Source organism: Streptomyces sp. NPDC026515 (assembly GCF_055567595.1).
Genome location: NZ_JBVHQD010000009.1, coordinates 197,838 through 211,317, shown reverse-complemented (window position 1 = coordinate 211,317; position 13,480 = coordinate 197,838). Strand labels below are relative to the sequence as shown.

11 protein-coding genes, 1 tRNA gene and 1 pseudogene are annotated in these 13,480 nt (G+C 73.9%); 5 read left to right on the top strand and 8 right to left on the bottom strand.

What is annotated here, in order from left to right:
- Nucleotides 1-14: 14 nt before the first annotated feature.
- Nucleotides 15-1,310 (bottom strand): hypothetical protein, encoded by a 1,296-nt coding sequence (locus ACZ4O3_RS20825; protein ID WP_467723498.1) that lies wholly within the window; start codon nt 1,308-1,310, stop codon nt 15-17.
- Between the two features lie 288 nt (nt 1,311-1,598).
- On the opposite strand from ACZ4O3_RS20825, the gene ACZ4O3_RS20820 reads away from it, so the two are divergent.
- Nucleotides 1,599-1,670, top strand: a tRNA-Val gene (locus ACZ4O3_RS20820).
- A gap of 47 nt (nt 1,671-1,717) precedes the next feature.
- Here ACZ4O3_RS20820 and ACZ4O3_RS20815 read toward each other — a convergent pair.
- Nucleotides 1,718-2,047, bottom strand: a complete 330-nt coding sequence (locus ACZ4O3_RS20815) for a hypothetical protein (protein ID WP_362713204.1) — start codon at nt 2,045-2,047, stop codon at nt 1,718-1,720.
- Between the two features lie 90 nt (nt 2,048-2,137).
- Complete coding sequence (locus ACZ4O3_RS20810; protein WP_467723497.1) at nt 2,138-4,033, bottom strand: SMI1/KNR4 family protein; 1,896 nt, start codon at nt 4,031-4,033, stop codon at nt 2,138-2,140.
- A gap of 104 nt (nt 4,034-4,137) precedes the next feature.
- Here ACZ4O3_RS20810 and trpF point away from each other — a divergent pair, with 104 nt between their 5' ends.
- On the top strand, nt 4,138-4,833 hold the full coding sequence (gene trpF / locus ACZ4O3_RS20805) for a phosphoribosylanthranilate isomerase (RefSeq protein ID WP_467723495.1): 696 nt from the start codon (nt 4,138-4,140) through the stop codon (nt 4,831-4,833).
- A gap of 50 nt (nt 4,834-4,883) precedes the next feature.
- Here trpF and ACZ4O3_RS20800 read toward each other — a convergent pair whose 3' ends face one another.
- A complete protein-coding gene (locus tag ACZ4O3_RS20800; protein WP_467723494.1) occupies nt 4,884-5,825 on the bottom strand; it encodes a ketopantoate reductase family protein in 942 nt (313 codons plus the stop codon).
- A gap of 91 nt (nt 5,826-5,916) precedes the next feature.
- Here ACZ4O3_RS20800 and ACZ4O3_RS20795 point away from each other — a divergent pair, with 91 nt between their 5' ends.
- The gene (locus ACZ4O3_RS20795) at nt 5,917-6,150 is read left to right on the top strand and encodes a DUF2277 domain-containing protein (protein ID WP_360486953.1); all 234 of its coding nucleotides are present in this window, start codon (nt 5,917-5,919) and stop codon (nt 6,148-6,150) included.
- 22 nt (nt 6,151-6,172) lie between these two features.
- On the opposite strand, the gene ACZ4O3_RS20790 is transcribed toward ACZ4O3_RS20795, so the two are convergent.
- The 4 genes and pseudogenes from ACZ4O3_RS20790 to ACZ4O3_RS20775 form a co-directional block, all read right to left on the bottom strand.
- The gene (locus tag ACZ4O3_RS20790) at nt 6,173-6,784 is read right to left on the bottom strand and encodes a DedA family protein (protein WP_467723493.1); all 612 of its coding nucleotides are present in this window, start codon (nt 6,782-6,784) and stop codon (nt 6,173-6,175) included.
- Between the two features lie 346 nt (nt 6,785-7,130).
- Nucleotides 7,131-8,989, bottom strand: a pseudogene (locus ACZ4O3_RS20785) (FAD/NAD(P)-binding protein); the annotation flags it as partial.
- Nucleotides 8,990-9,124: 135 nt separating this feature from the next.
- Nucleotides 9,125-10,750, bottom strand: coding sequence for an alkaline phosphatase D family protein (locus ACZ4O3_RS20780; protein WP_467723491.1), 1,626 nt, complete (start codon nt 10,748-10,750; stop codon nt 9,125-9,127).
- A gap of 172 nt (nt 10,751-10,922) precedes the next feature.
- Nucleotides 10,923-11,567, bottom strand: coding sequence for an HNH endonuclease family protein (locus ACZ4O3_RS20775; protein WP_362725750.1), 645 nt, complete (start codon nt 11,565-11,567; stop codon nt 10,923-10,925).
- Nucleotides 11,568-11,991: 424 nt separating this feature from the next.
- On the opposite strand from ACZ4O3_RS20775, the gene ACZ4O3_RS20770 reads away from it, so the two are divergent.
- On the top strand, nt 11,992-12,573 hold the full coding sequence (locus ACZ4O3_RS20770) for a TMEM165/GDT1 family protein (RefSeq protein ID WP_384987606.1): 582 nt from the start codon (nt 11,992-11,994) through the stop codon (nt 12,571-12,573).
- A 198-nt stretch (nt 12,574-12,771) separates the two neighbouring features.
- Entirely contained in the window at nt 12,772-13,428 is a 657-nt protein-coding gene (locus ACZ4O3_RS20765) for an HAD family hydrolase (RefSeq protein WP_362725744.1), read from the top strand.
- Nucleotides 13,429-13,480: the final 52 nt, after the last annotated feature.

Genomic DNA, 13,480 nt, shown 5'->3' with positions numbered 1-13,480 from the left:
CGGTCGGCAACGGCTCACGGATGCCCGGTGCCCCGGTCCTCCCGGATCTGCCCGACGACCCGCGCCACGCTCTGCCGTACCGCTTCCGTCTCCGTCAGGAAGTGCCAGTAGTCGGGATGGCGTCCCGCCAGCGCCCCGATCGCCCGCTCCAGCCGGGCCACCGCGTCGTCCAGGGGCCGCGCGTGCCGCGGGTCGGGACTGTTGCGCCCGGACATCGCCAGTCGCTGCGCGTCCCGGATCGCGAACCGGGTCCGGTCGATCTCCGCCTGCGGGTCCTTCTGCACGGCGTTCAGCCGGGCCAGCCGGTCACCGGCCGCCGACACCGCCTCGTCGGTGCCGTTCAGCAGGGCCCGCACGGTCGACAGCAGCGAGGTGGCGTCCGCCCACCTCTGCGCGTCCCGCGCGGCCTGCGCCTCCTTCAGCTTCTGCTCGGCCTGCCGGACGTTCTCCCCGGCCTGCCGGGGCACCTGCTGCAGATCCTGCCAGCAGGCCGCCGAGAACCGCCGCCGCAGCTCGCTCAGTACCGGATCCACCTGGCCGGCCCGGGTCGTCAGCGCCTGGGCGCGGGTACGCAGACTCACCAGCCGGTGATCGATCTCGGCGGCCTTCTCCGGCAGCCGCTCCGCCTCGACCCGGATGGCCTCGGCCTCCCGCTGCACCCGCCCGGCCCGCTCCAGGGTGGCCTGCACACCATGCTGCCCCGCGCCCTGGTTGAGCTTCGTCAGCTCCGGCGAGAGCGCGGCCAGCCGGGCCGCCAGCTCATCGGCCCTGATCCGGGTCCCGCGCACGGCGTCCAGCGCGTTGCTGGCCGCCAGCAACGCCTGCCGGGCCCGTTCCACGGCCGGCGCCAGCCGCGCCAGCTGCGTCTCGGCCTTGCCGAGCAGCGGCCCGAGCGAGTCCCCGAACCGGTCCAGCTCCCCCTTGACCCGGACCAGCTCGTCCCTGGCCCCGGAGATCTCCCCCCGCGCCCGCGACGCCGTGGCGGCCTCGAGGTCGTCCCGCTCCAGGTCGTAGGCGTCGATGGCCTGGATGTAGCGGTTGCTGACCTCGTCGATCCGCCGCCCGAGCGCCTCGAAGTCGGAGACGGCACGACGGGCGGCCGGAGTGTCGTCGACGGCGGAGATGGTCTCTATGGAGATCCGCAGATCCCGCTGGGCGGTGTCCAGCTCGTAGAAGGCGCCCGCCGCGGCGTCCTTGGCCGCCTGCGCCTCGGCCCGCTGGGCGTCCGCCCGCCCCCCGAACCACCGCCGCGTCCCACCCCCGGCGAACGCCTCCGGCACCACGAGCACGGCGAGCAACGGCAGGCTCATCAGCCCCAGAACATCCCGGAGCGGCGTGCGCCGGGCCCGTGCGGGAGTCGGGTACGACTGCTCGGATACCGCCGAAGTCGCCGATGTCCCCGTCACTTCTCCCTCTCCCGTGCCACGGTGCGCCCTGTGTCCTGGCGGCTGCTGCAATTCTCCCACTCGTGAAAGACGAACACACGAGCCGGTCAGTTCGCGGTTCCCGGGATCGGTCCGCGGCATTCACCGGGCGGTCGCACCGGATACGGGTTTGCGGGACACTGCCTCGGGCAATGTAGGCTGTCGACTCGTTCAGGGTGCGTAGCTCAGGGGTAGAGCGCCTGCCTTACAAGCAGGATGTCGGCGGTTCGAAACCGTCCGCGCCCACGTGTGGGAGGACCCCGGCCGGATCGGCCGGGGTCCTCTTTCCGTTCTCAGTCCTCCTCGCGCGCGTGCTTGAGGCGGCTTCGGGCGGCCACCCGGTCCGGCGCCGTGACCTCCGCCCAGAAGCGATGGCCGCTGACGAAGACCGCGAGTTCGTGTTCGCGGCGGCGCAGCTTCTCCACCTCGGCCTGTTCGTCCTCGGTCCAGCCCGGGGAGGCGGGGCGCTCCACCTTGCGCCAGCCGCCGCCGTCGCTGAACCCCTCCAGCGGCACGACCGACCAGGGGAGCCGCTTCAGGAGGGCCGACAGCTCGGCCCGGACCTGATGCAGCTCCTCTTGACCGGCGAGGAGGTCACTCGGGAAGTCATAGGTGGCAGCCACGTCCGCAATGGTACGCCTGTTCGATTTTAGGTGGCGAGTCGGTTCGTGGGGTTCATGTGTTCGAGCGGGGGTGGGGTGCGGACCGCCCCGCTACGGCCGTACCGGTCCCATCCGGATGGTCACGTAACCCTCGCCCGGCGCCGGAGGGCGGTTCCACGGGCGGGTGCGGAAGGTGTGCAGGCGGCCCTTGGTGAGGGCCAACCGCGGCAGGCCGACGCCGAGTTCGGACGCGAGGGCCGCAAGGGCACGGCGCGAGCGGTCCTCGGCCGACGCGTCCGCGGAGGAGAGGAACGCCTCCGGTACGGGACCCCGGATGTCGGTCGCGGTGTCGCGGAAGGTACAGCCGTAGCGTTCCTCGCCGTGCTCCGCGACGGAAAGGTGGAAGACGCCCGGACGGCCGTTGCGGGACTCGCTCCACACCGTGACCACGCGGGTGCCCGCGGAGGCGGCCAGGCCAGGGGAGACGAAGCGCCGTTCGTCGAACCGTCCGCCCGGGCTCGGTGCGAAGGCGAAACTCCAGCCGGGGCCCGCCCGGCCCACGGACATCACCGCACGGTCCGCCCAGGGGTGATCGTCCGCGCCGCGTTCAAGGTGCCTCCGCGCCTCCCGAGGCGTCGACGGGGCGTTGAGGACGGTGGCCTCGTCGGCGCCGAGCAGCGCCGGCAGACCGGCCGGTGCCACCCCCTCCACGAGAAGGAAGCGGTACGACGTCAGCACGTTCTGCGGGTCTCCGTCCGCCAGCCAGGCCAGGCCCGGCGGATCCAGGTCGGCGCCGGGCGGCGGCGTGCCGCCCGGCCGGCCCGCCCGGGGGGTCGCCAGCAGTTCCCGACCGCGCTCCGGGGTGATCAGCGGGCCGAGGAGCGGGTCGGCGCACAGGCCGACGGGGGCGAGATGGTCGGTACTGAGCGGACGCCACTCGGGCAGCGCGGCCCGCAGGGTGTGCCAGGCCGCGTCCGTGTCGCCCCACCGCGCCTGTTCACGCGCCTCTTCCACGGCACGGCCGAAAGGACCCTCGGCGGTGTAGCGGAAGGTTCCTTCCCGGATCTGCCGCAGCACGTCGTCCGCCGCCTCCCGCACCGCGTCGGAGGCGCCTGGCAGATCGTGCGCCCCCGGCGCCCGGTCCCGGCGCGTCCGCACATGCTCGCCCAGCAGCACGGGCACGATCTCCCGGGTGTACACCGGGTCGTCCGCCAGGCCGTGGAAATAGACCATGTACGTCCGGCCGAGCAGTCGGCGGATCTGGTCGCGCAGCCCCGCCGCCCGCGGCCTGCCGTACGACAGCGCCTCCGCCAGCGCGGTCTCGGCCTGTTCGTACCGCCCGTCCAGCGCATCCAGCCGCGCGGCCTCGACGGCCGCGTCCTGGGCCCGGGTGGTGGCGTTGACGAACTCCGTCCCCGTCCGCTCGGAGCGGCCCGCCGCGAGACTGTGGAACTGCCGGTACATCGCCGCCATGAACGCGCCGAACGAGCCGTACCGCGTGGGCTGGTCCCCGTACCAGGGCGCCCAGGTGTACACCGCCCACTCGCCGGAGGCGTCCGTGTCGCCCGGGTCCAGCAGGACGTAGGTGGCGTCCGACTCCACGTCCACCTGCAGCGCCCGTCCCCACATCCCGGCCAGCAGCACGTCCTCGGGTCTGGAGTCCGCGTCGAGCTCCCCGGGGAAGAACTCGGACAACCCCGACGAGTCCTCGTGCCACCGGGCCTGGTCGGTGCCGGCCAGCAGCCAGACGAAATCGCCCGCGTACCGCCAGCCGTCGCTCACCGCGAGGAACGTCCGGTACGACGGCGGCAGCCGCCGCCCGAGCCGCTCCTCCAGCACCCGTATCCGCTCCTCGGCCGCGGGCGGGAAGCCCAGCCACCGAGTCCGTAACGCCTCCTCGTCCCGCGCCGGCCGCGCACCCTCCGGTGCCACCGCGTCCTGCGCGTCCGCCCACTCCTGGCTCCACCGCGTCAGCAGCGCCCGCCAGTCCTCGCTCGTGTCCGTCATGCGGGCGATGGTGCCAGCGGCCACTGACAGTGGACCCCGGCCCGGGATGAGAGGGTGGGCGGTGTGAGGGCGTTCCCGCCGGGCGGGAGGATGGAGCGGGCGGGATGAGCGGGCTGCGGCCGGTGTTCGTGAAGGTGTGCGGGCTCACCCAGGAGCGGCAGATCGACTGGGCCGTGGAGCTGGGGTACGACGCGGTCGGGATCGTCGTGACGCCGAGGAGCAAGCGGTACTGCCCGCCCGAGCGGGCCGTGGCACTCGCCGGATACGCGCGCGGGCGGATCCCGGTCTTCGCCGTGGCGCTGACGTACGCCGAGACGGCCGAGGTCGCCGAGTACGTCGACACCGTCCAGATCTACGAGACCGCCGCCGTCCCGAACCTCGCCCTCGCCTCCGGCACCCCGCCCGAGCGGCCGGAGGCCCTGCAGTACTTCTTCTACGACGCCAGCGCGGGCAGCGGCGTGTTCGCCGACATCCCCGCCTGGGTCGCGGACGTGCCCGGCAGGGTCGTCATCGCCGGCGGCCTCGACGAACACAACGTGGCCGGTGTCGTCGAGGCCTTCGGCCCCTACGGCGTCGACGTCTCCAGCAGCGTCGAGACCGCGCCCGGGGTCAAGAGCCGCGAGAAGATGGCCTCCTTCATCGCCGCCGCCCGGACTCCGGTACGGGACAGGCCCTGGGGCGTGTTGCGAAAGTCCCGTCTGCCGTGCGACGCCGTGCACGCACGCTCGCCGCACCGGTCGAAAGCCCAAGTACATCCCGTACGAGGACTTCCGCCCGGCATGCCGGGAGCACGCACCTGACACCGCACGGCCCGCCCTCCGGGCGAACGACGGGACTTTCGCAGCACCCCCTAGCGTCCGGCTTCGCGCAGCTCCCGCACGATCCGTGCCGTCACCGGCACCGGCACCCCGTGGCGGTCCGCCGCGCGCAGCAACGCGCCCCCGATCGCGTCGAGTTCGAGTGGGCGGCCGGCCTCCGCGTCGCGTTGCATCGAGGACTTGGCCGCGGGCGGGAAGGCGTCGTAGCGGGCCAGGGCCTGGGCCGGGTCGGCAGGGGCTCCGCAGGCGCGGCTGACCGCGGCCGTCTCCGCGACGAGCGAGGCCAGTTCGTCGCGGTGCCGGGTGCGGGCCTCGCCGAGGGGGAGGCCGTAGCGGGTGGTGAGCAGGGCGAAGGGCGCCAGGAAGGACATCTTCGCCCACAGGGCCGTGGTCTCGTCGTCCAGGACGCGGGTGGCCGGACCGGCGGTGGTGAGGGCCGCGGCCAGGGCCTCCAGACGGGTGCGGGGGACCTTGGCGCCGGTCAGGTCGATCTCCGCGAAGGGACTGGTGTGTTCGATCAGACCGGGGGCCGTGCGGGTGGACTCGACACGGATCACGGAGGGGGCCACGCGGTCGGGGGCGTAGCGGGCGCGCAGCAGCGCGGGGTGCTCCACGCCGTTCAGGAACGGTACGAGGAGGGCGTCGCCGAGGGCCGCGGGCGGGATCCGGGTGAGGGCCGCGTCCAGGGCGGTGGCCTTGACGGTGATCAGGCAGGCGTCGACCGGTTCGCGGAGGGCCGTGTCCGCGTCCACGGAGGCCGTGAAGTCGCCGAACAGGGCGCTGCGGACCTGGATTCCGGAGGCGCGCAGGGTGTCGGCGGTCTGCTCGGCGGCCAGACACAGCACGCGGTGGCCGGCGCGGGAGAGCAGGGCCGCGAGCAGGCCGCCCACGCCGCCGGGACCGAGCACGGCGACGGTGAGCCGGGAACCGGGTGCGCTGTCCGGGGTCTCGGGGATGTCCGGGGTGTTCGTCATCGGGCTGTCCTCTCGTCGGTCGGCCCCGGGAGCGGTGGCCGCCTCGGGACGATCCTCGCAGGAGACAGGGGGACTGCGGGAGACTGGGGCCATGTGCCGGAGTATCAAGACCCTGCGTCCGCCTCAGCTGGCCGAGGAGGCCACCGAGGACGAGATCCGTGCTGCCGCGCTGCAGTACGTGCGGAAGGTGTCCGGGTTCCGGGCGCCGGCCGCGCACAACCGGGAGGTGTTCGAGCGGGCGGTCGACGCGGTGGCGGAGGCTACCGCCGCACTGCTCGGGGGGCTGGAGGTGCGGGGGCAGGCGGTGCGCGAAGCCGCCGGCTGAGGCGGCGGGGCCGCCGCCGGGGTCAGGCCGGGCGTCTTCGCATCAGGAACCCGGCTCCCGCGCCCGCCCCGAACAGCGCCACCACCGACACCGCCGTCGCCAGCCAGGTCTCGCCCAGCCACTGGGCGCCCAGGTAGCCGAGGGCGACGCTGTAGACCGCCCAGCTGAGGCCCGCCAGCGCGGACCAGGGGAGGAATTCGCGGACACGGCGGTGGGTCGCGCCGGCGCCCAGGGAGACGATCGAGCGGCCGGCGGGCGCGAAACGGGCCAGTACGACCAGTGCGCCGCCGCCCCGGGACAGGGCCTCGCCGAGACGTTCCTGCGCGCTGCTCATCCGTCGGGAGCGGGCGATGGCACGGTCCAGGCGGGCCCCGCCGCGCCAGGCCAGCCGGTAGGCGACCAGGTCGCCGAGGACCGACGCGGTGGCGGCGCAGAGGGTCAGCGCGAGGATGTCGGGCACGGCGTGCGGGACCTGTCCGGGAGCCGCGCCGGTGCCCGCCGCCGCTGCCGTGGCCGCGGTGATGACCAGTACGCCGCTGGGCAGGACCGGCAGGAACACATCAAGCAGCACGGAGAGGGCCACCATGGCGTATATCCATGGCCCGGCCTCCAGTGACCCCATGCTTTCCCACACGACGGTTCCCCCGTGATTGTCCTGTTGCGCCCCCGACGCCAGCCATACAGCGTACGCGGAGGGTGTGACAGGAGTTTCACGGGGGGCTTGCGGACTCCGCAAAGGATTAAGCGGCCACCGGCGTGTCCCGCCCGGCACCCGGCGCGGCCGGCCCACCCTCCGACTGCGCCCCGACCGGTTGCGCCCCACCCGGCGCCTGCCCGGCTTTTGACCGCCCCCCGTCCGGCCGCCCCGCGCCCGCGGGTTCCGCCACCGGCTGCCCCGCGTCCGGCTGTTCGTCCGGTGACCGTCCCGCCACCGGCCGCCCTGAATCCGGTTGCCCTGGATCCGGTTGCTCCGGATCCGGTTGCTCCACTGCCGGCTGCTCCGTGTGCCCCGGCGTCGCCGTGCGCAGGGCCGCGCGGGCGATGGTGTCGGCGTCCGACAGCGTCACCGAGTCCACGCCCGGCCGGGCGCCCGCCGCGGTCACCCAGTGCACGCCCTCCGTGGGCACGCCGAAGGCGAACCGCCTCGGGTGCGGCAGACCGTGACGGTCGAGCAGCCGGTACGGGCGTGGTGCCACGTCCAGGCCCCCGGTCTCGTGGCCGTCCACCCGGTGCGGGCGGCACGCGCCCTCGCGCAGCAGTCCGGCCAGCAGTTCGTCGGTGGTGCGGCGCAGGTCCGGCTCCGGGAGGCGGGCCTCTATCAGCGTGGTCACCCGGACCTCGGAGCCGGGCACCCGCGGCGAGCGCGCCACCCACGCGCCGTCCCTCCGGCCCACCGCGAGGCCGGGGCCCAGCACCGTCACCACGCCCGCCGCCAGCAGCGCGGTCAGCTCCTCGACGCGGCGCCGGGGCGGGCCGATGGACAGGAACGCGTTGAGCGGGGTGTACCAGCCGTCCAGGTGGGCCCGCCGGGAGGTGCCGGTCAGACCGCCGTGGTCGACGACCAGCCGTATCTCGTTGCGCAGGTCGCGCAGTACGTCCAGGGCCGCCTTGAGCGGGCCGCGCACGTTGCCGAGGGCGGCCTGTGCCGCGTCCTCGCGCAGGTGCCCGAGGAGCCAGGCGTGCCAGTCCGCCGGACCGGTGAACTCCCGCTCCCCGTAGGGGTGCTGGAGACGTTCCCAGGACCAGCGGTCCGTCTCGGGGACGCCTGCCGCGTCGAGTACGGCGCTCTCCGCGGGCCGGCCGTCGGCCATGAGGAGCCGCTCGGCGATTTCCGGGTCGCCGGTCAGAGCGGTGTAGTAGACCGTCTCCACCTCCTTCGCCACCAGCGGCCAGACCTCCGCGAGGAAGTCGGGCGGCTCGCCGGAGTCCGCGCGTTTGCGCAGGCTCGCGATCGTCTCGCCGGTGAGCAGCAGCGGGGTGTGCCGGCCGTACGGGCCCTTGGCGTTGTCGCCGCGCGCCTGGTAGGGGACGCCCCGCCGGGAGCCCGCGTACAGGCGCGGTTCCCGGCCCGAGGGCGTGTAGCGCAGCGCGCCGTCGGGGGTGCGGGCGAAGCGGCCGCCGCGGCCGGTGGTGAGCAGGGCCAGGTGGTCGAAGAAGGTGAGGCCGAGGCCGCGCAGCAGCACCGGCTCGCCCGGGGCGACGGGGGTGAGATCGACGTCCGCCGGGTTGGCGGGCGGCAGGTGGCGCAGGCCGTGCCGGGCGGCGTGTGCCGAGTCGGCGCGCTCCCGCGGGGTCGCCGTCGCCGGCAGGTGCCCCTGGGCCAGCACCACCGCGGCCAGACCGGGCAGGGCGCGGCCGTCGTCGAGGGTGAGCGTCTGACGGCCGTCGGGGTCGTCGGCCAGGCGCACGGCACGGGCGCGATGCGTCTCGACGCGGACCGCCGCCGGGGCGAGGGCGACCGTCCTCGCGAACACCCACTCCAGGTAGCGGCCGTAGTGGGCGCGGGTCGGGTAGGCGTCGGGGTCCAGTTCGCCGGCCGCCCATTCGTGCAGGCTGGGGCCGGGCCGGACCGGGCCGGAGCACTCCACGCTGTCGTCGGTGAACAGGGTGACCTGGCTCGCCACGGTGTTCATCAGCAGCTCCGCCGACTGCGCCGTACGCCAGACCCGGCCCGCGCCCGGCGGTGCCGGGTCGATCACGTGGACCGTGAGGCGCGATCCCCCGGGGGCAGCAGTTCGGGTGCGGAGGCGCACAGGCGTTCCAGGACGCTGGTGCCGCGCGGTCCGGCGCCGACCAGGGCGACGGCGACCGGGGCGGATTCCTGGGGCGAGACAGACAACGACGTGACTCCCGGGCGGGTGGGGGCGCTGGGCAGGAACACCGCCCGCACGGGATGAGGAAGCGGACGGTCCGCCTCATCATGCCGTCGTGATGCACGGAAGCCAACGCGCGCCCCACGCGCCTCGGATGTCCCTCATGGGGCGGTGAGGGAGGACTCCTGCACGGTCTCCAGGGTGCCGCCGGGCCGGGCCCGCTCCAGCCGCAGCCGGGCCGAACGGCCGTGCAGGGTCAGCGTCATGAGCTGGTTGCCGAACCACGGGCCGCCCTTCTTCCGCCATGTCACCGGCGGTGGCGCGCACCGGCCGTGCCGGGTGAACCGCCGCCCCAGGAACCGGGCCAGGGCGCTCCAGCCGAACCGGAAGCCGACCCGGATCGTCGGTGGCACCGAGTTGTGGACGGGCGAGCAGGTGAGTTGCAGCACACGGGCGGCGGGGCCGGTGCCGGCCGGCCACGCGGGCTCGGCGACGTAGGCGTGATGGACGTCCCCGGACAGGACGCAGATCGACGCGGGCGCCCCGGGACCCGAGCCGGTGCGGGCGAGCACGCCGGCCAGGTCGGCGAAGGAGGCGGGGAAGGCCGCCCAGTGCTCCAGGTCGGCCGCGCGCCGCAGCCGCTCCCCGAACTGCGCCCAGCGGCCGCCCCGTTCGCCCCGGCACAGGGCCGCGTCCCAGGTCTCCAGGTCGTGTATGAGGTGCGGCAGCAGCCAGGGCAGTGAGGTGCCGACCAGGAGATGGTCGTACGACTCCCGGTCGGTGAGCGCCTGTTGGCCCAGCCACTCGGCCTCGCCGGGGTCGAGCATGGCGCGGTGGTCCTCGTCCAGCACCCGGGCCGCCCGGGTGTCCACCATCAGCAGCCGCACCCGGCCGAAGTCGCGCCGGTAGCTCCAGCGCACCGACGCGGGGTCGGCGTCGGCCTTGGCGGCGAAGGCGCGCAACTCGTCGGTGCCGTCGGGGGATGCGCGGACGGCCGCGTAGAGCGGGTCGGCGGCCAGCTCGGCGGGGGAGAGGTTGCCCAGGTGCTGGTGGACCCAGTAGGACATCAGTCCGCTCAGCAGCCGCTCCTGCCACCAGGGCGTGTCCCGGATGTCGGCCAGCCAGGCGGCGGAGGTGTTCCAGTCGTCGATGACGTCGTGGTCGTCGAAGATCATGCAGCTGGGCACGGTGGACAGCAGCCAGCGCACCTCGGGGTCGAGCCAGGACTCGTAGTAGAGGCGGGTGTACTCCTCGTAGTCCGCGACCTCGGCGCCGGGCGGCTCCGACAGGTCGCGGCGCGCGGCCAGCCAGTGACGGGTCGCGGCCGAGGTCTCGTCGGCGTACACCTGGTCGCCCAACAGCAGCAGCACGTCGGGCCGTTCACCGCCGGCGGCGACACGCGAGGCCAGGCTGTCCAGAGCGTCGGGGCCGACCGGGTCGTGGCCGTCGGCCGGGGGCGCGGCCCAGCGGCAGGAGCCGAAGGTCACCCGCAGCTCGTCGCCCTCGCCGGGGGCGCGTATCACCGGGGCCGGGAAGGAGGAGTCCGGCGGCGGCCACGCCCGGGTGCCGTCCAGGATCACCTCGTACGGCGTCGAAGTCCCCGGCGTCAGCCCGGAGACGGGGACCAGGGCGTAGTGGTGGCCGGCCACCTGGAAGGTGCGCGTGCTGCCGCCGGCCCCGTCCGGGCAGCGCACCTCGGCGGTGCACGGACGGCTCGTCTCGACCCAGACGGTCGCCGACGAGCCGTCGGTGTACCTCAGCAGTGGTCCCAGGCGCAGTCCGGCCACGTTCGCCCGCCCTCTTTCCCGGTCGGTTCGCCCCCGTCGCCCCGTACGGTACGGAACGACGGAGGCCGGCGGGGAGGCTTCGACGCGGGAAAGAAGGCGGGAAGGGGGGTGGAGCGTGGCCGGAAGGCGGGGGAGCGGGACCCTCTGGCTGCCGGGCCGTCCGCGGGGTGTGTCAGCAGCCGGAGAGGTAGCTGGTGAGCGCGCTCTTCTCGGCGGAGTCGACCGAGAGGCCGTAGTAGTACTTCACCTGGACCCAGGCGCGGACGTAGGTGCAGCGGTACGAGGTCAGCGACGGCATCCAGGTCGCCGGGTCCTGGTCGCCCTTGGACTGGTTGACGTTGTCCGTGACGGCGAGCAGCTGCGGGCGGGTGACGTCGTTGGCGAAGGCCTCGCGCTGGGCGGTGGTCCAGTTCCGGGCGCCGGAGTCCCAGGCCTCGGCCAGCGGGACCAGGTGGTCGATGTCGACGTCGGAGGCGGCGGTCCAGGTGGCGCCGTCGTAGGGGGAGTACCAGCTGCCGCTGGTGGCGGTGCAGGCGGAGTTGGTCACGACGTTCGAACCGTCGCGCTTGAGGATCCACTCACGGGTGTTGCAGGTGCCGCTGATGGTGTCCCAGGTCGGGAACAGGTCACGCGCGTAGCCGGTGCGGACCTCGGTCGCCACGGTGAGGGAGGCGAGGTAGGTGCGGGCGGTGGACGCGCTGACCGGGGTGGGCAGGGCGGCGGAGGCGCTCGGGGAGTTGAAAAGGGCGGCGGAGGCTATGAGGCCGGTGAACGCGGCGAGTATGCTGAGCCGTCGACGCGCGTAGAACTTCGGCATGCGAACTCCCTGGTGGGGGTGGGGTGTTGGAGCGCGAGCGTGGGAATGCTCGCGCTCCCGTGTTGCCGGGGGGTGAGCGCTCGGTAAGAAGCTAGTGACGTGTGCATGACACGACAAGGTGTGCGACGTGACTCACATACGGGGCCCGCGGCCTTGGGGATCGGTGCGGTGGTCACGTACCGTGGAGGGCGTTGAAGGGGAGTAGCTCTTCGCCGGACCGTCGACATACTGCTCAGCCCGTCTGAGCCGGCGCCCGGAGGCGGACCTCGGTCACGAGGCCGCCGGCGAGACCTTCGGCAAGCAGTGCACGCCCGTGCCGTACAGCGGCGCGGGTGGATCCATGTGTGCTGCCGTGCCGAGGTGTCGTGTGTTCCGCGCGAAATGCAGCACTCTCGGTGGGGCCGCCCCGACCGATTGAGGACCCTTGATCAGCATCACCGTGACGGCGCTCGTCTTCGGCGTCATCTTCCTCGCCGAACTGCCCGACAAGACCGCCCTCGCCGGCCTGGTCCTGGGCACCCGCTACCGGGCGTCCTACGTCTTCGCGGGCGTCGCGGCCGCCTTCCTCCTGCACGTCGTGCTGGCCGTCGCGGCCGGCAGCGTGCTGACCCTGCTGCCGCAGCAGATCGTGCACGCCCTGACCGGCGTGCTCTTCCTCGGCGGCGCGGCCGTGCTGCTGCTGAAGAAGGGCGAGGAGGAAGAGGAGATCCGCAAGCCCGCCGACCAGTCCTTCTGGAAGGTCGCCGGCACCGGGTTCATGCTCATCCTGGTCGCCGAGTTCGGTGACCTCACGCAGATCATGACGGCGAACCTCGCGGCCCGCTACGACGACCCGGTCTCCGTCGGCCTCGGCGCGGTGCTCGGCCTGTGGGCGGTGGCCGGACTCGGCATCGTCGGCGGCAAGGCGCTGATGAGGAAGGTCCCGCTACGGCTGATCACGCAGATCGCGGCCGTGCTGATGCTGGCGCTCGGCGTGTGGAGCCTGTGGGAGGCGATCGCCGGCTGAGCCGGACGCGTCCCGCCGGGGCCCGGTGAGCTGAAGAGTCGGTGAACGGCAGGCGGCACCGCTGGCGGAATGACCACCCTGTTTTGTACCGTAGAGAAACAAAGTGGCTCCCGCTCGTTTTCCCTGACCGGCGGGCGGGGCCGCTCTGTTTTGTTTTGCCCGGCTCTGCTCTGCCCCGGTCTGCTTAGGAGCTGCCCGATGACGGCCACCGTCCTCACCGCCCGCGCCCTCCTCCTCGACATGGACGGCACCCTCGTCAACTCGGACGCCGTCGTCGAACGCATCTGGCGGCGCTGGTCCGAGCGGCACGGACTGGACGGCGACGAGGTCATGAAGGTCGTCCACGGACGCCAGGGACACGCGTCCATGGCGGTGCTGCTGCCGGACCGGCCGGTCCAGCAGAACCTCGCGGACAACGCGCGGATGCTGGCCGAGGAGACCGCCGACATGGAGGGCGTGGTCGAGGTCCCGGGCGCCGCGGCCTTCCTGGCCTCGCTGAACGGGCTGCCGCACGCGCTGGTGACCTCGGCGGACGTGGCGCTGTCCACGGCGCGGATGGCGGCGGCCGGGCTGCCGCTGCCGGCGGTGCGGATCACGGCGGAGTCGGTGGGCGCGAGCAAGCCGGACCCCGAGGGTTTCCTGAAGGGCGCGGCCGAACTCGGCGTCGCCCCGGCGGACTGCGTGGTCTTCGAGGACTCGGGCGCGGGGATCACGGCGGGGCGCGCGGCGGGGATGCGGGTGGTGGGCGTCGGTGCGCGGGCGGGTGTGCACGGGCCGGACGTGGTGGTGCGGGACCTGACGCGGGTGCGGGTGGAGGCGGTGGCGGACGGTTCGCTGCGGCTGCACGTGGGGTGAGGCGCCGGTCGGGCGGCCGCGGGCCAGGTGGGGGCCGCTCGCGCGGTTCCCC

What these genes read in the sequence shown, in the direction of transcription:
- ACZ4O3_RS20795 (WP_360486953.1), top strand. Translation starts at nt 5,917, where the DNA reads ATGTGCCGGAGTATCAAGACCCTGCGTCCGCCTCAGCTGGCCGAGGAG.
- ACZ4O3_RS20765 (WP_362725744.1), top strand. Translation starts at nt 12,772, where the DNA reads ATGACGGCCACCGTCCTCACCGCCCGCGCCCTCCTCCTCGACATGGAC.
- trpF (WP_467723495.1), top strand. Translation starts at nt 4,138, where the DNA reads ATGAGCGGGCTGCGGCCGGTGTTCGTGAAGGTGTGCGGGCTCACCCAG.
- ACZ4O3_RS20775 (WP_362725750.1), bottom strand. Translation starts at nt 11,567, where the DNA reads ATGCCGAAGTTCTACGCGCGTCGACGGCTCAGCATACTCGCCGCGTTC.
- ACZ4O3_RS20800 (WP_467723494.1), bottom strand. Translation starts at nt 5,825, where the DNA reads ATGACGAACACCCCGGACATCCCCGAGACCCCGGACAGCGCACCCGGT.
- ACZ4O3_RS20825 (WP_467723498.1), bottom strand. Translation starts at nt 1,310, where the DNA reads ATGAGCCTGCCGTTGCTCGCCGTGCTCGTGGTGCCGGAGGCGTTCGCC.
- ACZ4O3_RS20810 (WP_467723497.1), bottom strand. Translation starts at nt 4,033, where the DNA reads ATGACGGACACGAGCGAGGACTGGCGGGCGCTGCTGACGCGGTGGAGC.